Origin of the sequence: Streptomyces sp. NPDC093089, from assembly GCF_044754405.1 — a bacterium.
Lineage (GTDB): Bacteria > Actinomycetota > Actinomycetes > Streptomycetales > Streptomycetaceae > Streptomyces.
Map to the genome: position 1 here is coordinate 46,740 of NZ_JBIVPA010000012.1, position 26,066 is coordinate 72,805.

Here is a 26,066-nt window from a genome sequence, read left to right on the forward strand (position 1 = left end):
GTCCTCTTGCTCTCTACGCCGTCGCGGGGGAGTTCTGGCCGGACCCTGAGGTCGCGCCGCGGTACCAGTACTCGAGGGTCAGCACGTGCCACAGATGCTTGGAGAAGTCCCGGTGCCCGGCGGCGTCCTCGGCGACCATGCGCGCCAGCGCGTCGCGGCGCAGCAGACCGGAACCCACGAGCACGCCGTCGTTGACCACCTCGCGCACCAGCGGCGCCAGGTCCCGGCTCATCCAGGCCCGCAGCGGGGCGCTGAACAGGCCCTTCGGCCGGTACACGATCTCCCGGGGCAGGACCGAGGCGGCCGCCTCCTTGAGGACGGCCTTGCCCTGCCGCCCGACGATCTTGCGGTCACCGGGCACGGCGAACGCCGCCTTGACCACCTCGACGTCCACGTACGGCACCCGCACCTCGGTCGACGCGGCCATGCTCGACCGGTCCGTGTACGCGAGGTTCAGGCCCGGCAGGAACATGCGCGCGTCGCCCAGGCACATGCGGTTGACGAAGTCGTCGAGGTCGTTGTCCTCGTAGACGTCCGCGTGCTCGGTCAGCACGTCCGTGACCGTCCCGGCCAGGTCCGGGTCGACCAGGGCGAGCAGCTCCTCCTGGTCGTACATGGTGTAGCTGCGCCGGAACGCGGTCTCCTCCGGCAGGTCGGCGAAGGACAGGAACCGCTTCGCGAACCGCACCGACCGGTACCCCCGGCGGGCCGTCGCGACCGGCAGCCGGTCCACGGTCGCGGACAGGCCGCGCCGCAGCGGCCCCGGGACGCGCTGGTAGCGCAGCGCGAGCAGGTTGGCCAGGTGCTTGCGGTAGCCGGCGAACAGCTCGTCGGCTCCCATCCCCGAGAGCATCACCTTGACCCCGGCCTCCCGGGCGGCCGAGCAGATCAGGAACGTGTTGATCGCGGCCGGGTCGCCGATCGGCTCGTCCAGGTGGTACGTCATCTGCGGCAGCAGGTCGAGCACGTTCGGGGCGATCTCGATCTCGTGCAGGTCGACGCCGAACCGCTCGGCCACCTGCCGGGCGTACCGCAGATCGTCCGGCATCGCCTCGAACTTGGCGTCCTCGGCACGGAACCCGATCGTGTAGGCGGAGATCCCGGGCCTTTCGCGGGCCGCCAGCGCGGTCAGATAGCTGGAGTCGAGGCCGCCGGACAGGAACGTCGCCACCGGCACGTCGGCCAGCAGGTGGCGCCGGGTCGACTCCTCCACGATCGCGGCCAGGTCCGGCACGTCACCGCTCAGGGCCCGCTCCCGGCCCTCCGCCGCGACGTCCTTCAGGTTCCAGTAGCGACCGCGTTCCACCCGGCCGTCGGCCCGGCACCGCAGCCAGCTGCCCGGCGGCAGCTTCTCCGCCTCGCGGTACGCGCACCGCGAGTCCGGCACCCAGTAGTAGAGGAGCGAGGCCACCAGGGCGCCCGGATCCACCTCCAGCGAACCGCCGGTCACGGCGGCGAGCGCCTTGAGCTCCGACGTGAACACCAGCCCCTCGCCGCGCCGCAGCACGAACAGCGGCTTGATGCCGAGCTGGTCGCGGGCGAGCACCAGGTCACCGGTGCGCTCGTCGAAGATCCCGAACGCGAACATGCCGCGCAACCGGGGCAGGCAGTCCGTGCCCCAGCGCCGCCAGGCCTCCAGCAGCACCTCGGTGTCGGAGGTGCCGCGGAACCGCACCCCGGCGGCGGCCAGTTCGGCCCGCAGCTCGGGCGCGTTGTACAACTCGCCGTTGTACGTCAGGACCAGGCCGTCCGAGACCATCGGCTGGGCGCCCGTCTCCGACAGGTCGACGATGGCCAGCCGGCGGTGCCCGAGGTGCACCTCGCCGTCACCGACGGCGTGGCTGTAGCGCCCCGCCGCGTCCGGACCGCGATGGGCGAGGGTGTCGGTGAGCCGGTCGGCCACCGCCTTCCCGTCCGGCCATCGGTACGTCCCTGCGATGCCACACATGTCTTACCGCGCCTCCTGGTCGCTGTCCGGGACCCGCGCCGCCCACAGGGGCAGCCGCTCCGTCCGTGGCCGGCCCGACCCGTTCTGCCGGGCCCGCCGCTCGTTCTGGCCGCGCAGCGCGGTCTGCGTCCCGTCCCACAGGGTGCCGTCGGTGCGGTCCCGCGGATCGGGGTCGATCAGCACGACACCGATCACCTGGATGTGCTGGTCCGCGAGTTGCCGCGCCACGGTGTGCAGCCATGCGGCGCTGCCGTGCCCGGCCCGTACGACGAGCACCGTCCGGTCGCCCAGGTACCGCAGGTCGGTCCACGCCGCGCCGGGCGCCACCGAGCCGACGCCGATCCGGCGCTCCTGCGGCGACAGCGCGTCGGCGCGGTCCCCGCCCACCACGGTCGGATCCCCCGGCCGCGGGCGGCGGTTGACGAGCCCCTGGCCCGGCAGCCCGTCGACGACGACCACCGGGCCGTCCGCGGCCAGCGCCGCGGCGAGGTCCAGGGCGATCACGCTCGTCGCGCCCTCGCTGCCCAGCTCCAGCAGCGACACCGGCTCCGCCGAGTCGCGCACGGCGCGGGCCAGCGACGTGACGAGCCGCTCGCGCGCCGCCCGCACACGGCGCCGCCGCCACGGCCCGGCCGGCCTGCGCGGCAGCTCCGAGACGATCGAGGCACCGAGGTTCGCCGCGATGTCCCGGCGCAGCACGGGGCGGTCCGCCACCACCGTGCCGACCGCGGCCACCGCCAGCCCGAGGACGAGCCCCAGGACGAGCCCGAGCCCGGCGTGGGTGGCGGTCGCCTTCGCCAGCGACTGCCGCACCGGGCGCGGCGCGTCCACGATCTGCGTGCCGGTCACGAGCCGGGGGGTGCCGATGCGCGCCTCGGCGGCCCGCTGGTCGAAGTCGGCGATCCGCGAGGTCAGTTCGGCCCGGCGGGCGAACAGCGACTCCAGGTCCGCCGACGCCTTCGGCCCGCCCTGTTCCGACGCGCCCCCGATCGTCGCGTTGACCTGCTTGAGCTCCTCGCGCATCCGGTCGCGCTGGTCGAGCAGGGCCTTGGCCTCGGCGTTCGAAGCCTCCTTGATCCGCCGCACGTGGTCCGCGACGAACGCGTCGGCCAGCGCCTGGGCGCGGGCCACCGCCTCCGCGTCGGTCTCACCCGTCACGTCGATCCGCAGCACGTTGTTCGTCAGGCCGACACCCAGGTAGTCCTTCATGAAGTCCTCCGGCTTCTCCGGGGACTTGAGGGCCTTCAGGGCGTTGTCGGCGATCCGCGTGGTCTGCAGCAGCTCGACGTCGGTGCGGATCAGCGTCCCGGGGTCGTTCGGCTGGTCCTCCTGACGCGCCACCAGCACCTTGGTCGTCGCGGTGGGCGGCGGCGGCAGCAGGATCGCCACCGCCGCGCCGACGAGCAGCCCGAGGAGCGCCATGGAGCCCCACAGCCGGCGCCTCCGCCGCACCGCCACCACCAGCGCGTGCAGGTCGAGGAGCGGAGCCGCGGCCGACGGCTCCGACGTCGTACGCGTCGTCACACCGAACCTCCCGTCGCACCGTCGCCCACGGCGAGCGCCGGTGACGCGGCATGCCGGCGCTGACCGGCGGATCGTGCCGTCCGGGCCACGACCGGGCCGGCGAGGACGACGCCGACGATCTCGTGCCGGGCGTCCGCACACGCCTCGGCGATGCCCGCGAGCTCCGCCGCGGTCCGGCTGCCCGCGCTGAGCACGACCAGAGCCCCCGACAGGTCGTCGCCGTCCGGCACCATCGGCTGCGACACCGACACCGTCACCACCTGCAACCGGGGGTACCCGCCGCCCGAAGAGCCGCCCGAAGGACCGGTGGAGGGATCGCCGTGGGCCTCGGCGACGAGCTGCTCCGCCGCCCGGAGGGCGATCCCGTCGCCCTCCGGGACGACGACGAGGAGCCGGCGCGGCGCCGGCAGCAGGTCCCGGAGGCGCACGCACACCCGCCGGAAGCGGAGCCGCCTGCTGGCCTCGTCGCCGGACGCCCGCGGGGCCGGAATGTCCCACCGGGTGTCGATGCCGAGCAGTCGGCGGAGCCAGGTCCGCGGGCCGCGGCCCTGCGAACGGTGCGCGGCACGCTCGACGGCCACGTCGACGGTGCCGATCAGCGCCGTGCCCAGCGCCGCCGTGATCTCCGGCTCGCCGCGCAGCCGGCGACTCATCCGCGCCGCGGTGAGGTGACCGATGACCGCGAGCAGGAACGACAGCAGCGCCCCGCCGGCGATCAGCTGCTCCTTCGTCGGCGGAGCCTCGCCGGTCGGCCGTGCCGCCGGACCCATGACGACCATGTTGGCCTTGCTGGACTTGCCGGAAGCGGGGTCGGCCCGGTCCAGCTTCTCGATGGCCTCCCGCAGCGCGGTGCGCAGCTTCTCCAGCTCGGTGCGGGTCTGCACGCTCTCCACGGTCCGCCCGGGATCGGTCGCGTCGGCCAGTTCGGTGATGCGGCGGTTGGCCTGCACGACCGCCTGCCGCAGCGTCTCCAGCCGCGCCGCCGCCTCGGGGTCCGTGTTGTCGCCCACGATCCGCGTGGCGAAGGCGACGAACTGGCGTGCCAGCTGGTCGGCGAGCTGCTGGGCGCGCTCCGGGGTGTCGGCCGTGCCCGAGATCTTGATGATGTTCCCGTTGGCGGCCTTGGCGCTCACCTGTTCCCGCAGCTCGGTGCCGTCGACCCCGCGCCAGGCGAGCGTGGTGGCCGCGCGGTCGACGACGACCGAGCTGGTCGCGATCTCCGCCTGGGTGAGCAGCTCGCGCTCCTCCCAGGCACCCGGCAGCAGCACCGACGCCGACGTCGTGTACCGCGGCGGGACCAGGGTGGAGGTGCCGTAGCCGACGAGCGCGCCCGCCACGGTGACGAGGGCGAGGAACCGTCCGCGCCGACGGATAATCCGCCCGAACGTGACCAGGCGTATCGTGTCATCGCTCAACGACGGGGCCTCGTCCCTGCCCGGTTCGGGTCGGACGACGCCGGATCCCGGTCACGGCAGGCGGCGTCGTAGGCGGCGAGCAGCGACTTCTGGGAGTTCCGCCAGGACAGCGGCCCGCTGATCCGCTCCCGGCCGATCTCGCCCATCCGCGCCCGCTGTTCGGGATCGTCGAGGAGCATCGCGATGAGCTCGGCGAACTGCGACTCGTCGTTGGCCGGCGCGTAGACGGCGGCGTCGCCGGCGGAGACGCGCGCCTCCCGCAGGTCGAACGAGACGACCGGACGGCCCATCACCATGTACTCCAGGACCTTGTTCATGGTCGACACGTCGTTCAGCGGATTGCGCGGGTCGGGGGAGAGGCACACGTCCGCGGTGGACAGGTAGCGCGCCAGATCGGCGTCCGGCACCCGACCGGTGAACTGCACCTGGTCCGAGAGCCCGAGCCGCCCTGCCAGCTCCACCATCGCGTCGAAGGTGTCGCCGCCGCCGACGAACACCGCGTGCCAGTCGCTCCGCCCGACCTCGTCGCGCAGCTTCGCGAGGGCCCGCAGGGCGTAGTCGACACCGTCCTGCGGCCCCATCACGCCGAGGTAGCACAGCAGATGGGGCTTGCCGCGCTTGAGCTCGGGCTCCGCCGGCACGGGGTGGAACCGGTCGACGTCGGGCGCGCTGCGCACCACGAACACGTCCTCCGGCCGGCGGCCGCCGCGGCGCACCGCGACGTCCCGGTAGCTCTCGTTCGTGGCGAGCACGACGTCGGCGGCCCGGTAGGTCCGCCGCTCCAGCGCGCACACGGCGCGGTAGAGCAGGTCCTCGCCGCGGTCGAACCGCGAGAGGTACAGCTCGGGCACCAGGTCGTGCTGGTCGAAGACGAACCGCGCCCCGCTCCGCTTCATCCACAGGGCCGGCAGGAACAGCAGGTCCGGCGGGTTGCAGGCGTGGACCACGTCGACCGGGCCCACCTTCCGGGCCAGCCGGAAGGTGTGCCACAGCGCGGAGCCGTACTCCTTCAGGTAGCCGGCCGGACCTCCGGTGGCGGCGCGCAGCGGGTAGCGGTGGATCCGCACCCCGTCGATCTCCACCTCCCGCTCGGTGTCCCTCTTGCTGCCCTGCGGACAGATGACGTGGACCTCCCAGCCCGCGTCGCGCAGGGTCGTGCATTCCTGCCACACCCGCCGGTCGAACGGCACCGACAGGTTTTCCACCAGGATCAGCGCGCGCCGGTTCTTCCGGTCGCCACTGGTCTTTTCACCAAGCAAGGCCCACGTACCCAGGTTCGGCCCGGCGCGCGTCGGCGTCGGGAAGATGGATGAGGTCGACGATCAGCGGCCCGTCGCCATGGGGGAGCGCCGCGAGCACGGCCGGATCCCTGGTGCCGACGAGGCACACCTCGGCGTGGTCGAGCACCTCCTCGACGGAGTCCGCGAGCAGCTGCCCGAGGTGCGGCAGCCGGGTCTCGATGTACTCGCGGTTCGCGCCGAGCAGCCGGGAGAGGCTGACGTTGGCGTCGTGGATCTTCAGCTCGTAGCCCTTGCCGAAGAGCCGCTCCGCCAGCTCGACGAGCGGACTTTCGCGCAGGTCGTCGGTGCCGGGCTTGAACGACAGCCCGAACAGGCCCACCCGGCGCTTTCCGGTGCGCTCGACCAGGTCCACCGCGCGCTGCAGGTGGTCGGCGTTGGACGCCAGCACGTGGGAGAGGATCGGCACCGAGACGTCGGCCCGCTGCGCCGCGTGGACCAGGCTGCGCAGGTCCTTGGGCAGGCAGGAGCCGCCGAAGGCGAAGCCGGGCCGCAGGTAGGCGGGGCTGATGTTCAGCTTGCGGTCGGCGAGGAACACGTCCATCACCTGGTGCGAGTCCACGCCGAGCGCCTGGCAGACCGAGCCCAGCTCGTTCGCGAAGCCGATCTTCAGGCCGTGGAACGCGTTGTCCGCGTACTTGATCGCCTCGGCGGTCGGCACCGGCACCCGGAACACCTCGCCGGGCAGGCCCTCGTACAGCGAGAGCACCACGTCGCCGCTGGCCGCGTCGAGCTCGCCGATGACGGTCTTGGGCGGGTCGAAGAAGTCCCGCACGCTCGTGCCCTCGCGCAGGAACTCCGGGTTGACCGCGACCCCGACGTCCACGCCGGCCGTGCCGCCGACGTACTTCTCCAGGATCGGCACCAGCAGGTTGAGGCAGGTGCCGGGGAGCATGGTGCTGCGGAACACGACGGTGTGCCGCCCGCCCCGCTCGGCGAGCGCGACGCCGATCTCCTCGGTGACCCGCTCCAAGTACGTCGTGCACAGGCTGCCGTTGGGCTCCGACGGCGTGCCGACGCAGATCAGCGACACCTCGCTGTCCATGATCGCCTCGCGGACGTCGGTGGTGGCGTGTAAGGCCCCGCTCCGCACGACCTCGGCGACGAGCTCGCCGATCCCCTCCTCGACCACCGGGGCCTTGCCGTCGTTGACCAGGTCCACCTTCACCTGGTTCACGTCGACGCCGATGACCTCGTGACCCATGCTCGCCAGGCACGCGGCCGACACGCAGCCCACGTAGCCGAGCCCGAAAACGCTGACCTTCATGACGCGTTCCTCCCCCCAGGCAGGCCCTCTCGGCCTGCGGTCCGCACATCCACCGGACGACGTCCCCCGCACATCAGTAGGCCCCCTGGCCGTAGAGCACCGCGCGCAGCGTCTTCCACAAGATCACCGTGTCCAGCGCGAGCGACCAGTCCTCCACGTACCGCAGGTCGAGCCGGACCGCTTCCTCCCACGGCAGGTCGCTGCGTCCGCTGATCTGCCACAGGCCGGTGAGTCCGGGCTTGACCAGCAGCCGCCGCCTGATGTCCGGGCCGTACGCGGCACTCTCCTCCGGTAACGGCGGCCGCGGGCCGACGAGCGACATCGATCCGGTGAGCACGTTGAACAGCTGCGGGAGCTCGTCGATCGAGTAGCGGCGCAGTACGGAGCCGACCCGGGTCACCCGGGGGTCCTGGCGCATCTTGAACAGCAGGCCGGCGCCCTCGTTGAGGTCGGCCAGCTCGTCACGCGCCCGGTCCGCCCCGGCGACCATGGTGCGGAACTTGAGGATGGTGAACTCGTTGCCGTCCTTGCCGACCCGGCGCTGGCGGTAGACCGCGCCGCCCCGGCTCTCCGCCGTCACGAGCAGCGCGACCAGCAGCATCAGCGGCGCGAACAGCAGCAGCAGGACCGCCGCTCCCAGCCGGTCGACGACCTCCTTGACCGCCCGCCGACCGCCGGTGAAGGTCGGCATGCTGACCCGCAGCAGCGGGATCCCGAGCACCGCGTCGACGTGCAGCCGCGGGCCGGCCACCTCCATCAGCACGGGTGCCACGACCATCTCGGCGTCGCTGCCTTCGAGGTTCCACGCCAGCCGCTGCAGCCGGTCCGGTGACCAGTGCGGGTCGGGCGTGACCGCGACGACCCGGTAGCCGTCGCGGCTGATGTGGGTGGCGACCTCCGTCAGGCGGCCGACGACCGGCACCCCGTCCAGCTGGTCGCCCTCGGTCCCGAGGCCGTCCGCGGTGCACACCGCGTCCACCCGCCACCCGAGGTGCGGGAACTTGCGGGTCCGGCTGATCAGATCGCGCACCGTGGCCGGGCTGCCGGCGGCGAGCACCGGTCGCAGGCACCGTCCCTCCTTGCGCTGCTTGTGCAGCCAGAGGCGGAGCAGGTACCGCGTGGTCATCGTGATCACCGCGATCGCGGGGATCGCGACGAAGATCCAGAGCTTGATGTTGCGCGAGGTCAGGGCGATGCCGCCGAGCGCAAGTACGACGGTCGCCATGAAGAGGGAGCGGCCGAGCCGGCGGAACTCCTCGGCACCCTGGCCGAGCACGGCCGGGGCCCACGCGCGGCTCACCGCGAGCGCCCCCAGCACCAGCAGTTCGGTGCCGAACGCGAGAATGCCCCACTTCTCGTGCCAGTTGGCCGCGTCCCGCGCCCCGAAGAACTCGCCTATCGAGACCACCACGAAAGCGGTGGCCACCGTGTCGCTGATGATGACGGTACGGCGGTAACGCTGCTCCCAATCACTCGCGGTCCGGTCGATCGTCCCGTTCGCCAGACGCCCGCGCGCCGACGGAATCGGGCTGACTAGTCCCCCCTGCCGCACAGAACCCCCCAGGTCCCAGTGGTTCGACGTGTTCGCCCCGCACCGTTCCTCCTCCGGAAGGCCCCCATCCCCTCCGTACACGGATGCCGGTTCATCCGGACGCGGCCGAGCACCCCGCCCTGGCGGCGGCGGGCTCACCCGTCCGGTCGGACTCTCGACGCGTGCGGCGACCCGTCGAAACCCTGGGTGCTCCCCGCACCCAAAGCCCCCCCGGGCTGCACGAGTTGATCCACCCGCGGTCGACGCCGGGGGCGCGACTGCAGGCCCTCCCCGTGTCGGACCTAAAGATCATTGTTGGTCGCCTCGTGTCCGATCAGCTGAAGCACGGTCAATCTAGACCATCGCGGCGGGTATGGAGAGGGGGTGTGTGCAATTTGTGCGTAAGCTTTGAGACTTGATCCATCGTCCGGTCGCGGTCTGGTCCAAGCGTTGACCAACTGGTAAAGAAACAGCGCTTGTTGATATCTGAAGCGTTCATTCCGGATGTGTCCGCGCGCCCCGTGACGGCGCACGTCACGCGGGGGCGCGCAAAACGCGCGCCCCTCCGATGTGCCCATCTCACCACCCCGGCGTGCGCCCCTTCTGCAAGTTCGGGATACCGACCGGAAATCGACGTCCTGTGAACGGACGTCGAGGGCGTTCCCCGACCGCTCCTCCTTCCCGCTGTGACCAGCGTCACTCCGTCCACCCGTGATGGTCGAGAGGCCGCATCCGCTTGATCATCCGGCGGATCCCGCCACTTCGATGGGGAAGGGGGGCTCGGTGACGGACCACGAGTGCGTGACGTTACGCGCGGCCGACATGGGGAGGCACGCGTCCGAGTTCGTCGAGGGCGTCGCCGCGAGAGGGCGGCTGCCGCTGGACTACTCGGCGGGGAGCCTGCGCCTGGTGGACCGGCTGATCGACGGGCTCCGGCGGGGCGGCGCGGCCCGGGAGGAGGTGACGGGACCGCTGACGGGCCTCGGGGCGTACGTCGGCGAGGTGCTGGTGCGGCAGGCCGGGGCGGTGTGGGTGGACCTGCCACCCGGCCATCCCCTGCGGTCCCTGTTCGCCCACCCGGTGGGCGTGAGGATGCCGGACGGGCGGGTCTGGAACCCGCTCGGCCGCACCGTGAACCGCTTCGAGCGAGGACCGGCGGAGTCGCTCCAGACGTTCTTCCTCACCCTGCACGGCAGACGGCCGCCCCGCGCGCGCCGGGGCCCGGGGCGGGGGTCGGGCCGACCGTAGGCACCGTCCCCCGACGATCCGACAGGGCGGTCGGGACGGGTCTGCTGACGGTCTGAAAGGATGAGCGCTCTCCGGTTCCGCGTCGGGACCGGGAGTCCGAGGGCGTACGGGGTGTGAAGAGGGTCGTGTGGGCGAGGGAACGGGGCGCGTGCCCGCCGCGGCACCCGGCCGGGACCGCGACGCGGAACTCGGCGCGGCCGTCGAGCGGGCCCGTCACGGCGACGAGGACGCCTTCGCGCAGGCCTACCGGATCGTCAACCCGGGACTGCTCGGATATCTGAGGGGCATGGTCGGAGAGGACGCCGAGGACGTGGCCTCCGACGCGTGGCTCGAGATAGCCCGCGACCTCGGCCGCTTCCGCGGCGACAGCGCGGGATTCCGCGGCTGGACCGCGACCATCGCCCGCCACCGCGCCCTCGACCACCTCCGCCGCGTGCGGTCACGACCCCGTCCCGGCGTGATCGAGCAGGACGTCCTCGACCTCCCGACCTCCGGGGACACGGCCGGCGAAGCCCTGGACGCCCTGTCGACCGAGCGCGCGCTCGCCCTGATCGCCGGGCTGCCGCGGGACCAGGCCGAGGCCGTGCTGCTGCGGGTCGTCGTCGGTCTCGACGGACCGACCTCCGCCCGAGTTCTCGGCAAACGTCCCGGTGCGGTACGGTCCGCCGCACACCGGGGATTGAAGCGACTCGAAAGACAACTCCGGGAGAGGGGGAGGTGACCCGTGTCCGACGACCGGCTGAACCGCGCGCTGGAGGATTCCCTGCGGGCCGCGCTGAGCGGGCGGACCCGCACCACCGGCGACCCCACTCCGAGCGGGAACCGCGCGGACGCCGAGGGCACCCAGGACGTTGAGGGCATCCAGGGCGCCGGGGGCGCCCAGAACGCCGAGGACGTCGAGGCGAGTGTCCTCGCCGCGTTCCGGGCCGCCCGTGACGCGGGCCTGCACGCCTCCCGGCCGACGCGGCGCCGCGACGACTGGACGCCCGCCGCCGACCGGCGGCGCCCGAGGCGTTCCCTCAGGACGGCGGTGGCCATGCTGTTCGCCAGCGCCACGCTGGGCGGGGTGGCCGTCGCCACCGGTGGCCTCCCCGACGAGGTGCCGGCGACCCTCGTCCCGGACACCTCCGACCCGGGGAACGCGTCGACGCCCACCCCCGCTCCCACGCCGACGGGGTCGACGCCCCCCGCACGGCCGGAGACCGGTACCCCCATCTACCCGGAGGGCCACCCCCCGGCGTCTCCCGACTGCCGCCACGAGCCCCCGTGCCGCGGGACCGGGAAGGACGGCAAGCCGGGGCGCGGCAAGGGGAGGGACAACGGCAAGGGCGGCGGCAAGGACGACGGCGCGTACGGCAGCGAGTACTACCGCGAGGGCATCGGCAAGGGCTACGGCCCGGGCCCGGGCAAGTCGGCCCCGGGCGGACGGGGGCCGAGCGGCCGCGACGCCGGCGCTACGGCTCGATCAGGCCTACCCGGATCGCGTAACGGGTGAGTTCGAGGCGGTCGCGCATGCCGAGCTTGTGGAGGAGGTTGGCGCGGTGGCGTTCGACGGTCTTGGGGCTGATGACGAGGAGGTCCGCTATCTCCTTCGAGCTGTGGCCCTCGGCGACCAGCTTGAGGATCTCCTCCTCGCGCTCGGTGACGGCCTTGGCGGGCAGGGGCCTGCCCCGGGCCGCGTGGTCGAGGTACGTGCGGACGAGGGCGGTCTCGGCGCCCGGGTAGATGAACGGTTCGTCGCGTACGGCCGCGCGGCAGGCCTCGACGAGGTCGCGGTCGGCGACGGACTTGAGGACGTAGCCGCTCGCGCCGGCCTTGAGCGCTTCGAAGAAGTACTGCTCGTTGTCGTACATGGTCAGGATCAGTATCCGGAGTTCCGGCCGGAGCCGGCTGAGTTCGCGCGCGGCCTGGAGGCCGGTGCGGCGGGGCATGGAGATGTCGAGGACGGCGAGGTCGATCCGCTCCGAGCGGGCCAGGGCGACCGCCTCGGCCCCGTCCGCGGCCTCGGCGACGACGGTGAGGTCCGGCTCGGCGTCGAGGATGAGGCGCACTCCGCCGCGCACGAGCGCGTGGTCGTCGGCGAGCAGGATGCGCGTGGGGGCGTGGGCGCTTGACGGTTCCGTCATGGTGCCGTGCGTGGGGGACGGGGCGTTCGACGGTTCCGTCATGGTGCCGTGGCCTCCGCCCGGGTGTCCGTGTCCGCTTTCGGGCGCGTGCCGCCCGCCGTGTCCAGACGGACCTCCGTGCCGCCGCCGTCGGCGTCGCGGACGGTGAGGCGGGCACCGACGAGCAGGGCGCGTTCGCGCATCCCGCGCAGGCCGGCGCCTTCGGCGGCCCCGCGCATGCCCCGGCCGTCGTCGCGGACGAGGAGGCCGGCCCCGCCGTCGGGCAGGAGGCGCAGGCACAGGTCGACGTGGCTCGCGCCCGCGTGGCGGGCCGTGTTGGTGAGGCCTTCCTGGGCCACGCGGTACAGCACGAGTTCGGTCTCCGGGTCGAGCTGCGGGAGGCCGGGGTCGATGCGGGGCCGCACGGACAGGCCGCGCGTGGAGAACTCGGAGGCGAGGGAGCGGAGGGCGCTGTGCAGCCCGAGCTCCTCCAGGACGCCGGGCCGGAGGCGGCGCGCGATGCGCCGGATCTCGTCCAGGCTTCCGCGGGTGGTCTCCTGGGCCTGCCGGAGCTCCGGCCGCAGCTCCTCGGGGGCGTGGTCGGCGGCGATCTTCAGCTGGAGGAGTACGGCGGTGAGGGTCTGTCCGACCTCGTCGTGCAGCTCCTGCGCGATGCGGCGGCGCTCCGCCTCCTGCGCGGACAGCACGCGCGCGCTGCTGGCGGCCCGCTCGGCTTCGAGCCGGTCGAGCATGGTGTTGAACGTACGGGTCAGGTCGGCGATCTCGCCCCGTCCCGCGGCCGTCGCGCGCCGCTCCGGCCTCAGCAGGTCCGCCGTCCGCATCGCGCGGGTGAGGCGCTGGAGCGGCGCGAGGCCGAGCCGCAGGAGGAAGGCGTTGGCGACGAGCATGGCGAGCAGCCCGGCCAGCAGGACGAGCGCCTCGCCGAGGAGCACCGGGGTGGAGACCGTGACGGGGCCGAACAGCAGCAGCACGGCCACGACGAGGACCGAGGCGTTCAGCAGGAAGATGCGCCAGTACAACGACACCACTCCGCCCCTCCTCTCCTCACGTCGCTCCGCACACGCCCTCCGACCTGCGGCGGGACCCATGTCCCCGCCCCATCCTGACCAGCTTCCCGGGGGCTTGTCCATCCGTGCCGACACCCATGTCCCGGGCCTCCGGGAGATGGCACCATGACCCGCGTTGCCGCCGGACACCACCGGCCCCCACCGGACCCGGAACCGGGTGCGAGCCGCTCACGAACACATGGGAGGGACGGGCTCGTGCCTGCTCCGCGGATGAGAACGACACCTTTGCCCGGCATCGGGGTCCAGTACGACTTCACGACGCGGGAGCACCGCGAGCTGTCGGTCATCGCGCACCGCGACGGCACCCGGACCGTGAACGTCTACCGGGCCGACGACCCCGACGCCTGCGCCCAGTCGCTGCACCTCACCGAAGGGGAGACGGCCTCGCTGATCGACGCGCTGATGCCCGCGCACCACAGCCCGAACGTGCTGCACACCACCGACCTCGGCCTGGTCGCCGAGCGGATCGAGCTGTCGGCCCACTCGTACTGGAACGGGCGGGTGCTCGGCGAGACGCGGATGCGCACGGAGGCGGGCGCCTCCGTCGTCGCCGTGCTGCGCCGCTCCGGGGCGATACCGTCCCCCACGCCGGCGTTCCGGCTCGCCGGTGGCGACACGCTCATCGTGATCGGCACCCGCGAGGGCGTCGACGCGGCCGCCGCGATCCTCGGACAGGAGTGAGGGCGGGTGCACTCCGCGGTCTTCCTGATCGAATTCGGCGCCATCATCCTCGGTCTCGGCCTGCTCGGGCGGCTCGCCGGCCGCTTCAGCTTCTCCCCGATCCCGCTGTACCTCCTCGCGGGGCTCGCCTTCGGCAAGGGCGGACTGCTGCCGCTCGGCGCGAGCGAGGAGTTCGTCGCCATCGGCGCCGAGATCGGGGTGATACTCCTGCTGCTGATGCTGGGCCTCGAATACACGGCCAGCGATCTCGTCTCCAACCTCAAGACCCAGTACCCGGCCGGACTCGTCGACTTCGCCCTCAACGCGGTGCCCGGCGCGGTCGCCGCGCTGCTGCTCGGCTGGGGACCCGTCGCCGCCGTCGTCCTGGCCGGCGTCACCTGGATCTCCTCCTCCGGCGTGATCGCCAAGGTCCTCGGCGACCTCGGGCGCCTCGGCAACCGCGAGACTCCGGTCATCCTCAGCATCCTGGTCCTCGAAGACCTGGCCATGGCCGTCTACCTGCCCATCATCACGGCCCTGCTCGCCGGCGTCGGGCTCGCGGCCGGCAGCGCCACGCTCGCCGTCGCCCTGGGCGTCGCCGGTGCGGTCCTCTTCGTCGCCGTCCGCTACGGCCGCCTGATCTCCCGCTTCGTCTCCAGCGACGACCCCGAGAAGCTGCTCCTCGTGGTCCTCGGTCTGACCCTGCTCGTCGCCGGCGTCGCCCAGCAGCTCCAAGTCTCGGCCGCCGTCGGGGCGTTCCTCGTCGGCATCGCCCTGTCCGGCGAGGTCGCCGAGGGCGCGCACGCGCTGCTCAGCCCGCTGCGCGACCTGTTCGCCGCGGTGTTCTTCGTCTTCTTCGGACTGCACACCGACCCGGCCAGCATCCCGCCGGTGATCCTTCCCGCGTTCGCGCTGGCCGTCGTCACCGCCCTCACCAAGGTCGCCACCGGGTACTGGGCGGCGCGCCGCGCGGGCATCGGCGTGAAGGGCCGCTGGCGGGCCGGCGGCACCCTGGTGGCGCGCGGCGAGTTCTCCATCGTCATCGCCGGACTCGCCGTCACCGCGGGAGTGCAGCCGCAGCTGGGCCCCTTCGCCACCGCCTACGTGCTGATCCTCGTCGTGATGGGCCCGCTCACCGCCCGCTTCACCGAACCGGTCGCCGCCGCCCTCACCCGGCTCCGCACGCCGAAGCCCGCGGCCGGACCGGCCGCTTCCGCACACGTACGCCCGAGGCCGTCCGACGGGGCGGAGGACGCGGGCGGCACGGACGTCATGGAGGACAGCGGTAGGCGGTAGCGGTACGGGTGGTGCCATCACCGGCGAACGCGACGGGGACCGGTGAAAGGGACCCCGCCGGGCTCACGAGCCGTTGTCCGGACCGGGGTTGTCGTCGTAGCGGCGCAGGTCGCCGTAGCGCCCGGTGTCGATCTCCCAGCGGTGGTAGCCGACGATCCAGGAGGCGAGGCCGTCGACGTACCGGCGGGCCGCCTCGCGTGCGGCCGGGGCGAGGCCGAGGAGCTCGCAGGTCGCGGGGGTCCGGGACGACAGCTCCGCGAAGCGGTCGACCATCGCCTGGGCCTGGCGCATCACCTCGGCGGCGGCCTCCTCGGCGGTGCCGCCGCGCTCCTCGCGGACGATCATCACCAGGTTGGCGACGTCGCCCCGGGCGAGCTCCTGGGCGTAGGAGTGCACGTCGTTGGTGAACGACGGTATGTCCGCCGCCAGTTGGCGCATCAGGCGGAAGTCCGGGTGGTGCAGCACCTCTTGCGGCAGCTCGAACCGGTTGAGCCGCTCGACCATGTCGAAGAGGGTCTCCATGGCGGCCGTGCCCCGACGGAGCGCCAGATAGCCCTCCCGGTCCGGTAGGCGGCCGGAGAGCCGGCCGGCGGCCTCGGCGGGGTGGCAGGCGAAGTACCACTCCCAGTTGTAGGCCGAACGGGCCCGCCACCGGGCGGACATGCCGTCCGCGCTGCGCTGCCAGAGGTCGGCGAAGGCCCGCTCGACGGGGGTGCGGTCACCGGGCTCGGGACCCTCCCCGTGCAGGAGGGCCGTCAGGCGGGTGCACACCTCGGCCACGCGTGCCGGGGCCCGGCCGAGATCCGTGTCGAACCGGTCGTCGAAGAGGAAGTAGAAGCCGATCAGGTCCGCGGCGAGGGCGAGGTCGTCGGTGGCGCAGTCAGGGCTGGTGAACGCGGCGAGACGGGGAACGTCCCACTTCTCGTACGCCGTCCGCTCGATGGCTCCGGCAAGGCCCGCATGGCCGAGCAGCCACGCATGGTGGCGCTCCACTATGTGCGCCCGGTTCGGATTGCCCCGCAAGGGAATCGGCAGATCGAGTACCGCTGTGTCGAACACTGGACCCCCTGGGTTTGATCCCGGGTGAACCCCCAACGCCCCCGGCGCAATCGAACAGTACTTGACCTGATCATCAACTGCCACTGACATAAAGGGAGTCGTAATCCAGCCTAAGCGAGATCGGCGTCCGGATCGACAGCCGTGCACCCCTGCCTTTCGGTGAGTTCCTCCCACGCCTGGTGGAGGCGGGTGGACCCGTGGCGGGGTCGCGTACGAGCGGGGGAAGGAGGGTCTGCTGGTGGTCGTGTTCAAGCCGGACGCTCCGGCCGCACGCGCCCGTCGGCGACGCAGGTGTTCGAGAAGGCGTGTGGCCGGAACCTGCATCGGGCCGCCGCCCGTCACGTGCCCGTCAGGAGCAGCGAGGCCCACAGGGCGACCGTCGAGGCGACCAGGGCGGCGGGCACCGTCAGCAGTCCGAGCCGGGTGAACTCGCCGAGCGCCACCGGGTGTCCGTGGTCGTGGGCGACGCGGCGCCAGAGGAGGGTGGCGAGGGAGCCGGCGTACGTGAGGTTGGGGCCGATGTTCACGCCGAGCAGCACCGCGAGCACCGAGCCCGGACCGGAGGCGGCCGCCAGCGGCACCAGGGCCAGGGTGGCGGGCAGGTTGTTGATCAGGTTGGCCAGGACGGCGGCGAGCACGGCGGTGCCGAGCAGGGCGGGGAGCGAGGTGCCGTCGGGGAGGACGTGGGCCAGGGCGGACCCGAGGCCGTTGTCGACGACCGCCCGGACCACGACGCCGAGCCCCAGGACAAAAGCGAGGAACGGCAGCGACGCCGAGCGGACGAGGGCGCGCGGGGTGGTGCGACGGTGGGCCAGGGAGTGCACGGCCAGGACGGCGGCGCCCGCCGCCGCGGCCCAGGCCGGGTCGAGGCCGGTCGCCGAGGCGACGCCGAACCCGGCGAGCGTCGCCGCCACCGTGCAGAGCGCGAACACCGGGAACGGGGTGGGCGCCGGCGGATCGACCGGGGCCCCCGGTGCGGCGAGGTCGCGCGCGAAGAAGCGGCGGAACACCGCGTACTCGACCGCGACGGCGGCGAGCCAGGGGAGCAGCATCAGCAGCGCGAACCGCGTGAAGCCGACCCCGGCGGCCGTGAACGCGAGCAGATTGGTCAGGTTCGAGACCGGCAGCAGCAGCGAGGCCGTGTTGGACAGGTGCGCGCTCGCGTACACGTGAGGTCCGGGGCGGGCTCCCATCCGGGCGGTGGTCGCGAAGACCACCGGGGTCAGCAGCACGACCGTCGCGTCCAGGCTCAGCACGGCGGTGATCAGCGACGCGAGCGCGAACACGGCCCCGAGCAGCCGCTGTGGGCGGCGCCCCGCCCGGCGCGCCATCCAGGCCCCGCAGGCGCGGAAGAGTCCCTCGGCGTCGCAGAGCGCGGCGAGGACGAGCACCGCCGCCAGGAATCCGATCACCGGCCCCAGTCGCTCCGCCTCCTCGCGTACGGCCGCGGGCGTGACCGCGCCCACGGCCAGGACGACCCCGGCGGCGGGCACCGCGAAGACCGCCTCGGGCAGGCGGAACGGTCGGACGACGGCGCAGATCAGCACCACGGCCAGGGCGAGCACGGACACGGACGCAACGAGCATGTGTTCGATGATCCAGGTCGGCCTCGGGGTCGGGGCCTTCGGGGTCGGGGCCTTCGGGAGGCTCTGCCTCCCCACGGCGCTGACTCCGCGTCAGAAGGGGGCGGCCGCGAAAGCCTTGTGGCCTCCGCATTCATCAATAAAATGTCACACACCATACAAGGGAGTCCATTCATGGTCCACGAGCACGTCCCCGCGCGCCGCACCCACCCCTGGCACGGGATCATGGTCGCCACCACCCTCCCCTTCCGCGAGGACCTCTCCGTCGACCACGACGCGTACGCCGAGCACGTGGCGTGGCTGGTCGCGAACGGCTGCGACGGCGTCGTCCCCAACGGTTCCCTGGGGGAGTACCAGACCCTCACCGACGAGGAGCGGGCCCAGGTCGTCCGTACGGCCGTCGCGGCGGCGGGGGACGGGGCGCGGGTGATGCCGGGTGTCGCCGCGTACGGCAGTGCCGAGTCCCGGCGCTGGGCCGAGCAGGCCGCCGAGGCCGGCGCCGGATCCGTCCTGCTCCTGCCGCCCAACGCCTACCGCGCCGACGAGCGCGCCGTCCGCGCCCACTACGCCGAGGTCGCCGCCGCCGGACTGCCCGTCGTCGCGTACAACAACCCGATCGACACCAAGGTCGACCTCACGCCCGCGCTCCTGGCGAGCCTGCACGCCGACGGCAGCATCGTCGCCGTCAAGGAGTTCAGCGGTGATGTCCGCCGCGCCTACGAGATCGCCGAACTCGCCCCGGAACTCGACCTGCTGATCGGCGCCGACGACGTCCTCCTGGAACTGGCCGTGGCGGGTGCGGTCGGCTGGATCGCCGGCTACCCCAACGCCCTCCCGCGCAGCTGTGCCGAGCTGTACCACGCCGCCGTCGCCGGCGACCTCGCCACCGCGCTTCCCCTCTACAGGTCCCTGCACCCGCTGCTGCGCTGGGACTCCAAGACCGAGTTCGTCCAGTCCATCAAGCTCTCCATGGACCTCGCCGGCCGCCAGGGCGGCGCCACCCGCCCGCCCCGCCACCCCCTCACGCCCGAGCAGGAGGCGGTCGTCCGCGCCGCCACGGAGAAGGCCCTCGCGGAGGGGCACGCGTAAGGGCTTTCGTGAGGGCATTCGTAAGGGCACTCGTAGGGGTACGAGTAAAGGCTCCCAACCCCTCCCCGCCGCCCCTCCCTGCCTCTCCCTCTCCCTCACCATCCACTCATCCCTCCGTCCGTACGCCCGAAGGGGACGACCCCATGCGCACGCGTCATGTCTTCCACGCCGTCGATTCGCACACCGAGGGCATGCCCACCCGGGTGATCACCGGGGGTGTCGGGGTGATCCCCGGCGCCACCATGGCCGAGCGCAGGACGCACTTCCTCGCGCACATGGACCACCTGCGGACCCTGCTGATGTACGAACCGCGCGGGCACGCGGCGATGAGCGGCGCGATCCTGCAACCCCCCACCCGGCCCGACGCCGACTACGGCGTCCTGTACATCGAGGTCTCGGGACTCCTGCCGATGTGCGGCCACGGCACCATCGGCGTCGCCACCGTCCTGGTCGAGACCGGCATGGTGCCCGTCGTCGAACCCGTCACCACCGTCCGCCTCGACACCCCCGCCGGCCTGGTCGCCGTCGACGTCCACGTCCACGACGGCGCCGCCAAGGCCGTCACCCTCACCAACGTCCCCGCCTTCAGCGCCGGACTCGACCTCAAGACCCACGTCCCCGGCCACGGCACCATCACCTACGACCTCGCCTACGGCGGCAACTTCTACGCCTTCGTCGACCTCGACACCCTGGGCCTGCCCTTCGACCGCACCCGCAAGGACGACCTCCTCACGGCCGGCCTGGCCGTCATGGACGCGATCAACGCCTCACCCCACCGACCCGTCCACCCCACCCGGCCCGAGATCTCCGGACTCAAACACGTCCACCTCACCGCACCCGGCTCCACCGCCGCCCACTCACGCCACGCGATGGCCATCCACCCCGGCTGGTTCGACCGCTCACCCTGCGGCACCGGAACCAGCGCCCGCATGGCCCAACTCCACGCCCGCGGCGAACTCCCCCTGCACACCGACTTCGTCAACGAATCCTTCATCGGCACCCGGTTCACCGGCCGCATCACCGCCGAAACCCGTGTCGGCGACCGACCCGCCGTCATCCCCACCGTCACCGGCCGCGCCTGGATCACCGGCACCGCACAGTACTTCCTCGACCCCGACGACCCCTTCCCCGCGGGGTTCCTGCTCTGACTCCGGTTCCTGGCCCGGGGTTCAGGCTCCGGGCGTTGACCCCGAGCTCCGACTCCGGGCTCCGGCCCGGCCGGAGAAACGTGACATTGTACGATGCTCCTCCGTGACTTCTCGGAGGACGCACGATGGGTGACCTGAAACAGTACGGTCTTGTCAGGGCGCAGGAACGGCTCCGCGACCAGGTCGGGCACGCCCTCCGCGCGGCCCTGATCGCCGGTGAACTGCGCCCCGGCCAGGTCTATTCGGCCCCCGGGCTCGCGGCCGACCTCGGCGTCTCCGCGACCCCGGTCCGCGAGGCGATGCTCGACCTGGCCCGGGAGGGCCTCGTCGAACCCGTCCGAAACAAGGGGTTCCGCATCACCGAGGTCAGCGAGCGGGACCTCGACCAGTACACCGAACTGCGCACCCTCATCGAGGTCCCCACGGTCGGCCGCATCGCGCGGACGGCCGACCGGGGGCAGCTGGAGGCGCTCCGCCCGAACGCAGAGGAGATCGTCTCCTGCGCCCGGCGGCACGACCTCATCGGCTATCTGGAGGCGGACCGCCGCTTCCACCTCGCGCTGCTCGCCCTCTCCGGCAACGAACGGCTCGTGGAGACCGTGGGGGACCTGCGCAAGCGCTCCCGGCTCTACGGACTGACCGGCCTGGACGAGGCGGGCAAGCTCGTCTCCTCCGCAGAGGAGCACCTCGAACTCCTCGACCTGATGATCGCCGGGGACGTGCGCGGCGCCGAGGACTGCATGCGCCGCCACCTCGGCCACGTCCGCTCGCTCTGGGCCGACGCCGCCGACGAACCGGCCGTCCGGAAGGCGGTCGGCCGGGCCGTCGCTGCCAGGGAGGAGTAGCCCCGACGGGTCGGCCGGCCGCTGCGGCTACGGGGGAATAGCCCCAACTCGGCTTCGTGCAAGGAGAATCGAGACACCTGGACAGCATCGGCCGCATCTATATGCTGTGGCCATGCTTTCCGCCTCCCCGACGCCCGCGCACGCCGCCGGCGCCGCCTCCGTGCCCCCTCCCGCGACCGCAGGCCGGCTGGCGAACGTCGGGTCGTCGCCGGTGCGCGAGATCCTGGCGCTCACCGCGCGGCCCGAGGTGATCTCCTTCGCCGGGGGCCTGCCCGCCCCCGAACTGTTCGACGTCCAGGGGATCCGGGCGGCGTACGACCGGGTCCTGGCGGAGAACCCGCAGCACGCGCTCCAGTACTCGACCACCGAGGGCGACCCCGAGCTGCGGACGGCCGTCGCCGCGCGGCTCACCGCCCGCGGACTGGCCACGGACCCCGACGACCTGCTCGTCACCACCGGTTCGCAGCAGGCCCTCACGCTCCTCAACACCGCCCTCGTCGAGCCGGGCTCCGTCGTCCTCGTCGAGGACCCCTGCTACCTCGCGGCCCTGCAGACCTTCGGCTTCGCCGGCGCCCGGGTCGTCCCCGTGCCCACCGACGACCAGGGCATCCTCCCGGCCGCCCTGGACGAGATCGCGGCACGCGAGAAGCCCACCCTCCTCTACGTCATCCCCACCTTCCAGAACCCCACGGGCCGCACCCTGCCCGCCGAGCGCCGCGCCGCCGTCGCCGAGGCCGCCGCCCGGCACGGGTTCTGGATCGTCGAGGACGACCCGTACGGCGAGCTGCGTTTCGAGGGCGAGCACGTGCCCTGGATCGCCGCCCACCCCGCGGCCGCCGACCGCACCGTCCTCCTCGGCTCGTTCTCCAAGGTCATGGCCCCCGGCCTCCGCCTGGGTCACCTCCGCGCCCCCGCCGCGCTGCGCCGCGCCTGCGTGATCGCCAAGCAGGCCGCCGACCTGCACACCTCGACCATCGACCAGGCAGCCGCCGCCCGCTATCTGCGCGACAGCGACCTCGACGCGCACGTCGCCGTCATGCGGGCCGCCTACCGGGAGCGCCGGGACGCGATGCTCGAAGGCCTCCCGGCGGCCCTGCCCGAGGGCTCCCGCTGGAACCGGCCCGAGGGCGGCATGTTCATCTGGGCCACCCTGCCCGAGGGGCACGACGCCACCGCCCTCCTGAAGACCGCGATCGGTCACGAGGTGGCGTACGTGCCGGGCGCGCCGTTCTTCAGCGGCGAGCCCGACCCGGGCTCCATGCGCCTCTCCTTCACGACCCACTCGGCGGACGAGATCAGGGACGGGCTGCGCAGACTGGCCAAGAGCTTCACCTGACGGACTCCCCGGATTCCCGGAGCCCCCGGAGCCCCCGGACTCCCCAGGGCCGCCCCGGGGCGGCCGGGGTCGTCCCGGGGTCTCCCCGGAGGAGTTTCCCCTCCCGCGTGGCATGGGCCGACCGGGTGACTTCGGGTCCGCGCATGCCACGGCCCGGTCACGACCTCGTGTCGTTGTTGGGCCGAACGGGTGAGGGGCGGGAGGATGTGCCCATGAGTAGGTACGAGAGGTACGACGTCACCGACGAGCAGTGGGAGGGCCTGGCGCAGGTCGTGCCCCTGCGCGGACGTGACGAATGGCCGTCCAGGGTCGATCACCGCACGATCCCCGAGCAGTACGAGTCCGCCGAGCAGCGCCGCATGGTGGTGCTCCGGGTGCAGGTGTTCGCCGACGCCCGCGAGGTCGCCGAGTACCTCATCGCCCAGATCCCGGTGCTCCTCGATCTGACGAGCGCCGACACCGAGGTCGCGAAGCGGATCCTCGACTTCAGCAGCGGCGTCGTCTTCGGGCTCGGCAGCGGCATGCACCGCGTCGACCGGAACGTCTTCCTCCTCGCCCCCGCGGGCACCGAGGTCGAGGGTTCGGAGGGCGAGGACGAGGAGGGTGTCGTGGGCGGCCGGACCGCCGGCGTCCCCCGATCGTAGGAAGGTCATCTCGCCGTAACGGTTCGTCACGGAAGAGCCTGCGTACGGTCCGGGCATGGACCTCACCGGCGGCGCCACGCTCGCCAGCACGTCAGACGCACGCCTCTCCGTCCCCGAAGCCCGGGGGCCGTCCGGCGGTGCGGTCGGGGCCGGGCGGATCGCCGCCCGGCCCGCCGTCACCGAGCTGCGCCTGTCGGCGTTCGCCGGCCACCGCGGCGCCACGCACCCGCTCGGCCCGGTCACCCTCTTCGCCGGTCCCAGCGGCAGCGGGAAGTCGACCACCCTGCGGGCGTACGAGGCGCTGGCCAGGCTCGGCGCCGGCGACCCGCTCGACGAGGTGTTCCCCGACGCCGCCGACTGCGTCCCCGAGCGGGCCCGGCCCGACGCCCAGGGCCGCCGCGGCTTCCGGATCGGGTGCACGGTCGACGGACCGGCCGGCCCCGTCCGCCTCGACCTCGCCGTCCAGGCCGAGCCCCGGCTGCGGATCGTCGGCGAACGGCTCACCGGCCGCGGCCGCACCCTGCTCGCCACCGCCCTGCGGGACCCGGGCCGCAGCACCGTCCAGGCCGAGTGGCACACGGCCGGAGCCACCCCCGTCACCCGCGCCCCGCTCCCCGACGACCTGCTCGGCACGGCCCTGCTGCCGCTGCGCGTGGCGGGCAAGACGGCGGGGCAGCTGCACGTCCTGGCCGCCGCCGAGCAGGTGATCATCGGACTGAGGTCCGCCTTCGCCTGCGACCCCCGGCCCGAGCGGATGCGGGCGCCCGTCCCCCCGGGCGAGGGGCGACTCCGGCGCGGCTGCGACAACCTCGCCGAGGTCCTGCACCGCACCCACACCGACTGCCCGCGCCGCCATCTCCGCCTCGCGGCCGTCGCCGGGGCCGGCTGCGCGGGACCCGTCACCGGCGTCGGGGTGCAGGCGCTCCCGGAGGGCACCGTACGGGCGTTCCTGGAGCGGGGCGGCCGGCCCGCGACCCCGCTCGGCCGGCTCGGCGACGGCGAACTCCGCTATCTGGCACTCGCACTCACCCTGCTCACCGGGCCCGGTGTGCTGGCGATGGACCGGCTCGCCGAAGTGCCCGACGCCATGCAGAGCCTGACCCTGCTCGCCGACGGCCTGGACCGCGGGCTCGACGGCCGCCAGCTGGGCGAACTCCTCCGGCTCGCGGCGGGCATCGCCGCCGACGGCCACATCAGGGTCGCCGGGACGGTCGGGGAGCGAGCGGCGGGGGAGGCCCGGCGGACATCCGGGGTGACGGTGGTAGACCTGACCGGATGACGAACAACCTTGACGTGGCGGGACTGCAGCGCAGGCTGGCCGAGTTCGCGGCCGCCCGTGACTGGCAGCCCTACCACACGCCCAAGAACCTGGTGGCTGCGCTCAGCGTGGAGGCCGCCGAACTCCTGGAGATCTTCCAGTGGTTGACGCCCGAGCAGGCGGAGCGGGTGATGGACGACCCCGAGTCGGCGCACCGCGTCGCCGACGAGGTGGCGGACGTGCTCGCCTATCTCCTCCAGTTCTGCGAGGTGCTCGGGGTCGACCCCCTGGCCGCCCTCGCGGCCAAGATCGACCGCAACGAGGTCCGCTTTCCCGCCCGGCGACGGCCCGGCGGGAGCGAGAAGGAGGATGCGGACGTGAGCCAGGACGGAGGTGCGGCCGGGGGCGAGGGCGAGAGCGTGGGCGGAGGTGCGGGTGGGAGCGAGGACAAGGGCGAGGACGGAGGTGCGGCCGGGGGCGAGAGCGAGGGCGAAGGTGCGGCCGGGCGCGAGGCCGGGCGCACGGACGGCTACGCGGGCGCGGAAGGGAGTGCGGACGGCGGCTAGGGAGGTGATGCGGACGGAGATCGTCACTCTTCGGAGTGATCGGCTTTTCCCCGTCGAGCCTCCTGTCCACAGATTTCCGAATTCCCCTGGTGTAGAGGCTCAGGCCGCCTCACTCTGGGTAGTGGAATGAGTGGGCAGTAAGTCGTACGAACGGGGGCTGCGTTGATGGACGCGGAGCGACTCATCACACTCGGCCGGCGCGCGCTGGCGGAGAGCGGAACGGCACAGCACATCGTGGCGGAGGCCTGGCAGGCCCAGGCCCTCGCCCAGGCGATAGGAAGTCACCTCGCGCTCTGCGGACCGATGGAACTGCGGGGCGACGCACGGGGGTTGAGTGAGATCGGGGAGTACCCGGTGTGGGGAGCGGGCGGCCCCCGGGCGGCCCAGCTGACCGAAGTGGGCGACCCGCGCGGGGCGTTGACCGCGCTGGGCGCGCTGCTCGGCGAAGTGGGGATCGCGCTCGTCGGGGTGGCCTGCGCCACCGACGAGGAGGGGCTCTACTGGCAGTGCATCGAGGCCATCGACGCCGCCGACGAGTCGAGCGACCGGGTGCGCGGGATGCTCCGGCGCCTGGCCGTACGGGACGGGGAGCGGGCCCGCCCGCCCGACCCCGCCCGCGGTCGCGCGGGCCCCGGGCGGGGCCCGACGTGAACGGCACCCGGCGAGCGGCCGGGGGTGCGAGGGCGGCGGCGGGCCTAGCGGAGCGGCCGGGCGTCGCCGGGGCGGTCCTGGTGTTCGTGCCGGTCGGGCTGGTGGCGGTCGGGCTGGTGCCGGTGGGGCTCGTGGCGGTGGTGTTCGTGCTGGTCGGGCTCGTGGCGGTGGGGCTCGTGCTGGTCGGGCTCGTGGCGGTCGGCCGAGGACTGGAGGTCGGCGTCCAGCTGGGAGAGGTCGGCGGAGAGGGCCGCCATGAGCTCCTCCATCTGCTGGAGCAGACCCTTGGGGGCGCCGGCGGCCTTCTGCTCGGGTACGGACTGCGGCACCGGCTGCTCGGGAACGGCCCGCTCCGGCACGGCTTCCTGGGACATGGCGGCCTCCTCGACCGGGACCCCACCGCCGAGGACGGGGCCACGAGAGAGAGCGACGCACCGGCAGCGGCCGCCGGCACGAGGGCCGGGCGGTCCGGCTCCGCCCGAGCCAACGACGGGTGCCCGGCCCCGG

The 26,066-nt window shown here is 73.1% G+C and carries 23 protein-coding genes and 1 pseudogene; 13 read left to right on the forward strand and 11 right to left on the reverse strand.

Annotation, left to right across the window (positions count from 1 at the left end):
- Positions 1-13: 13 nt before the first annotated feature.
- The 6 genes from asnB to ACIQFX_RS27005 form a co-directional block, all read right to left on the reverse strand.
- Entirely contained in the window at positions 14-1,948 is a 1,935-nt protein-coding gene (gene asnB, locus ACIQFX_RS26980) for an asparagine synthase (glutamine-hydrolyzing) (RefSeq protein ID WP_402468325.1), read from the reverse strand.
- Between the two features lie 3 nt (positions 1,949-1,951).
- A complete protein-coding gene (locus tag ACIQFX_RS26985) occupies positions 1,952-3,472 on the reverse strand; it encodes a Wzz/FepE/Etk N-terminal domain-containing protein (protein ID WP_402468328.1) in 1,521 nt (506 codons plus the stop codon).
- Positions 3,469-4,887: a polysaccharide biosynthesis protein gene (locus ACIQFX_RS26990; RefSeq protein ID WP_402468331.1), complete on the reverse strand. Its 1,419-nt coding sequence runs from the start codon at positions 4,885-4,887 to the stop codon at positions 3,469-3,471. The genes ACIQFX_RS26985 and ACIQFX_RS26990 overlap by 4 nt, the downstream gene beginning before the upstream one ends.
- Positions 4,884-6,146 (reverse strand): glycosyltransferase family 4 protein, encoded by a 1,263-nt coding sequence (locus ACIQFX_RS26995; RefSeq protein WP_402468333.1) that lies wholly within the window; start codon positions 6,144-6,146, stop codon positions 4,884-4,886. The genes ACIQFX_RS26990 and ACIQFX_RS26995 overlap by 4 nt, the downstream gene beginning before the upstream one ends.
- Positions 6,136-7,452, reverse strand: coding sequence for a nucleotide sugar dehydrogenase (locus ACIQFX_RS27000; protein WP_402468336.1), 1,317 nt, complete (start codon positions 7,450-7,452; stop codon positions 6,136-6,138). The genes ACIQFX_RS26995 and ACIQFX_RS27000 overlap by 11 nt, the downstream gene beginning before the upstream one ends.
- A gap of 73 nt (positions 7,453-7,525) precedes the next feature.
- Positions 7,526-9,004 carry a sugar transferase gene (locus ACIQFX_RS27005; RefSeq protein ID WP_402468339.1) on the reverse strand — a complete coding sequence of 493 codons (1,479 nt, stop codon included), beginning with the start codon at positions 9,002-9,004 and terminating at the stop codon, positions 7,526-7,528.
- 801 nt (positions 9,005-9,805) lie between these two features.
- On the opposite strand from ACIQFX_RS27005, the gene ACIQFX_RS27010 reads away from it, so the two are divergent.
- From ACIQFX_RS27010 to ACIQFX_RS27020, 3 genes are all read left to right on the forward strand, one after another.
- A complete protein-coding gene (locus ACIQFX_RS27010) occupies positions 9,806-10,231 on the forward strand; it encodes a hypothetical protein (protein ID WP_402468793.1) in 426 nt (141 codons plus the stop codon).
- 148 nt (positions 10,232-10,379) lie between these two features.
- Complete coding sequence (locus tag ACIQFX_RS27015; protein WP_402468342.1) at positions 10,380-10,952, forward strand: RNA polymerase sigma factor; 573 nt, start codon at positions 10,380-10,382, stop codon at positions 10,950-10,952.
- A 3-nt stretch (positions 10,953-10,955) separates the two neighbouring features.
- The gene (locus ACIQFX_RS27020) at positions 10,956-11,726 is read left to right on the forward strand and encodes a hypothetical protein (RefSeq protein ID WP_402468345.1); all 771 of its coding nucleotides are present in this window, start codon (positions 10,956-10,958) and stop codon (positions 11,724-11,726) included.
- Here ACIQFX_RS27020 and ACIQFX_RS27025 read toward each other — a convergent pair.
- Positions 11,686-12,357: a response regulator gene (locus ACIQFX_RS27025; RefSeq protein WP_402468348.1), complete on the reverse strand. Its 672-nt coding sequence runs from the start codon at positions 12,355-12,357 to the stop codon at positions 11,686-11,688. The genes ACIQFX_RS27020 and ACIQFX_RS27025 overlap by 41 nt on opposite strands.
- 38 nt (positions 12,358-12,395) lie before the next feature.
- Complete coding sequence (locus ACIQFX_RS27030) at positions 12,396-13,382, reverse strand: HAMP domain-containing sensor histidine kinase (RefSeq protein WP_402468795.1); 987 nt, start codon at positions 13,380-13,382, stop codon at positions 12,396-12,398.
- 252 nt (positions 13,383-13,634) lie between these two features.
- Here ACIQFX_RS27030 and ACIQFX_RS27035 point away from each other — a divergent pair, with 252 nt between their 5' ends.
- Together ACIQFX_RS27035 and ACIQFX_RS27040 are read left to right on the forward strand one after the other, a co-directional pair.
- Positions 13,635-14,105 carry a cation:proton antiporter regulatory subunit gene (locus tag ACIQFX_RS27035; protein ID WP_402468350.1) on the forward strand — a complete coding sequence of 157 codons (471 nt, stop codon included), beginning with the start codon at positions 13,635-13,637 and terminating at the stop codon, positions 14,103-14,105.
- A gap of 6 nt (positions 14,106-14,111) precedes the next feature.
- Complete coding sequence (locus ACIQFX_RS27040) at positions 14,112-15,380, forward strand: cation:proton antiporter (RefSeq protein ID WP_402468353.1); 1,269 nt, start codon at positions 14,112-14,114, stop codon at positions 15,378-15,380.
- Between the two features lie 63 nt (positions 15,381-15,443).
- Here the strand turns inward: ACIQFX_RS27040 and ACIQFX_RS27045 are convergent, their stop codons facing one another.
- Both ACIQFX_RS27045 and ACIQFX_RS27050 read right to left on the reverse strand, forming a co-directional pair.
- Positions 15,444-16,373, reverse strand: a complete 930-nt coding sequence (locus ACIQFX_RS27045) for a terpene synthase family protein (RefSeq protein ID WP_402468355.1) — start codon at positions 16,371-16,373, stop codon at positions 15,444-15,446.
- Between the two features lie 404 nt (positions 16,374-16,777).
- Positions 16,778-18,025 carry an arsenic transporter gene (locus ACIQFX_RS27050; protein ID WP_402468357.1) on the reverse strand — a complete coding sequence of 416 codons (1,248 nt, stop codon included), beginning with the start codon at positions 18,023-18,025 and terminating at the stop codon, positions 16,778-16,780.
- Between the two features lie 171 nt (positions 18,026-18,196).
- On the opposite strand from ACIQFX_RS27050, the gene ACIQFX_RS27055 reads away from it, so the two are divergent.
- From ACIQFX_RS27055 to ACIQFX_RS27090, 8 genes and pseudogenes are all read left to right on the forward strand, one after another.
- Positions 18,197-19,111, forward strand: a complete 915-nt coding sequence (locus ACIQFX_RS27055; RefSeq protein ID WP_402468359.1) for a dihydrodipicolinate synthase family protein — start codon at positions 18,197-18,199, stop codon at positions 19,109-19,111.
- A 143-nt stretch (positions 19,112-19,254) separates the two neighbouring features.
- The gene (locus ACIQFX_RS27060) at positions 19,255-20,259 is read left to right on the forward strand and encodes a proline racemase family protein (RefSeq protein ID WP_402468362.1); all 1,005 of its coding nucleotides are present in this window, start codon (positions 19,255-19,257) and stop codon (positions 20,257-20,259) included.
- A 125-nt stretch (positions 20,260-20,384) separates the two neighbouring features.
- Entirely contained in the window at positions 20,385-21,104 is a 720-nt protein-coding gene (locus ACIQFX_RS27065; RefSeq protein ID WP_402468364.1) for a GntR family transcriptional regulator, read from the forward strand.
- A gap of 112 nt (positions 21,105-21,216) precedes the next feature.
- Complete coding sequence (locus ACIQFX_RS27070) at positions 21,217-22,440, forward strand: PLP-dependent aminotransferase family protein (protein ID WP_402468367.1); 1,224 nt, start codon at positions 21,217-21,219, stop codon at positions 22,438-22,440.
- A 212-nt stretch (positions 22,441-22,652) separates the two neighbouring features.
- The gene (locus tag ACIQFX_RS27075) at positions 22,653-23,084 is read left to right on the forward strand and encodes a cell division protein SepF (protein WP_073906529.1); all 432 of its coding nucleotides are present in this window, start codon (positions 22,653-22,655) and stop codon (positions 23,082-23,084) included.
- Between the two features lie 55 nt (positions 23,085-23,139).
- The gene (locus ACIQFX_RS27080; RefSeq protein ID WP_402468369.1) at positions 23,140-24,363 is read left to right on the forward strand and encodes an ATP-binding protein; all 1,224 of its coding nucleotides are present in this window, start codon (positions 23,140-23,142) and stop codon (positions 24,361-24,363) included.
- Positions 24,360-24,680 (forward strand): annotated as a pseudogene (locus tag ACIQFX_RS27085) (nucleotide pyrophosphohydrolase); the annotation flags it as partial. The gene ACIQFX_RS27080 and the pseudogene ACIQFX_RS27085, both read left to right, overlap by 4 nt.
- Before the next feature lie 393 nt (positions 24,681-25,073).
- Positions 25,074-25,559 carry a DUF6099 family protein gene (locus tag ACIQFX_RS27090; RefSeq protein WP_402468372.1) on the forward strand — a complete coding sequence of 162 codons (486 nt, stop codon included), beginning with the start codon at positions 25,074-25,076 and terminating at the stop codon, positions 25,557-25,559.
- Positions 25,560-25,603: 44 nt separating this feature from the next.
- On the opposite strand, the gene ACIQFX_RS27095 is transcribed toward ACIQFX_RS27090, so the two are convergent.
- Positions 25,604-25,933, reverse strand: a complete 330-nt coding sequence (locus ACIQFX_RS27095) for a hypothetical protein (protein ID WP_402468821.1) — start codon at positions 25,931-25,933, stop codon at positions 25,604-25,606.
- Between the last annotated feature and the right edge of the window lie 133 nt (positions 25,934-26,066).

What these genes read in the sequence shown, in the direction of transcription:
- ACIQFX_RS27090 (WP_402468372.1), top strand. Translation starts at nt 25,074, where the DNA reads ATGGACGCGGAGCGACTCATCACACTCGGCCGGCGCGCGCTGGCGGAG.
- asnB (WP_402468325.1), bottom strand. Translation starts at nt 1,948, where the DNA reads ATGTGTGGCATCGCAGGGACGTACCGATGGCCGGACGGGAAGGCGGTG.
- ACIQFX_RS27080 (WP_402468369.1), top strand. Translation starts at nt 23,140, where the DNA reads ATGGACCTCACCGGCGGCGCCACGCTCGCCAGCACGTCAGACGCACGC.
- ACIQFX_RS27050 (WP_402468357.1), bottom strand. Translation starts at nt 18,025, where the DNA reads ATGCTCGTTGCGTCCGTGTCCGTGCTCGCCCTGGCCGTGGTGCTGATC.
- ACIQFX_RS27070 (WP_402468367.1), top strand. Translation starts at nt 21,217, where the DNA reads ATGCTTTCCGCCTCCCCGACGCCCGCGCACGCCGCCGGCGCCGCCTCC.
- ACIQFX_RS27035 (WP_402468350.1), top strand. Translation starts at nt 13,635, where the DNA reads ATGAGAACGACACCTTTGCCCGGCATCGGGGTCCAGTACGACTTCACG.
- ACIQFX_RS27065 (WP_402468364.1), top strand. Translation starts at nt 20,385, where the DNA reads ATGGGTGACCTGAAACAGTACGGTCTTGTCAGGGCGCAGGAACGGCTC.
- ACIQFX_RS27010 (WP_402468793.1), top strand. Translation starts at nt 9,806, where the DNA reads ATGGGGAGGCACGCGTCCGAGTTCGTCGAGGGCGTCGCCGCGAGAGGG.
- ACIQFX_RS27060 (WP_402468362.1), top strand. Translation starts at nt 19,255, where the DNA reads ATGCGCACGCGTCATGTCTTCCACGCCGTCGATTCGCACACCGAGGGC.
- ACIQFX_RS27000 (WP_402468336.1), bottom strand. Translation starts at nt 7,452, where the DNA reads ATGAAGGTCAGCGTTTTCGGGCTCGGCTACGTGGGCTGCGTGTCGGCC.
- ACIQFX_RS27025 (WP_402468348.1), bottom strand. Translation starts at nt 12,357, where the DNA reads ATGACGGAACCGTCAAGCGCCCACGCCCCCACGCGCATCCTGCTCGCC.
- ACIQFX_RS27095 (WP_402468821.1), bottom strand. Translation starts at nt 25,933, where the DNA reads ATGTCCCAGGAAGCCGTGCCGGAGCGGGCCGTTCCCGAGCAGCCGGTG.
- ACIQFX_RS27055 (WP_402468359.1), top strand. Translation starts at nt 18,197, where the DNA reads ATGGTCCACGAGCACGTCCCCGCGCGCCGCACCCACCCCTGGCACGGG.
- ACIQFX_RS27075 (WP_073906529.1), top strand. Translation starts at nt 22,653, where the DNA reads ATGAGTAGGTACGAGAGGTACGACGTCACCGACGAGCAGTGGGAGGGC.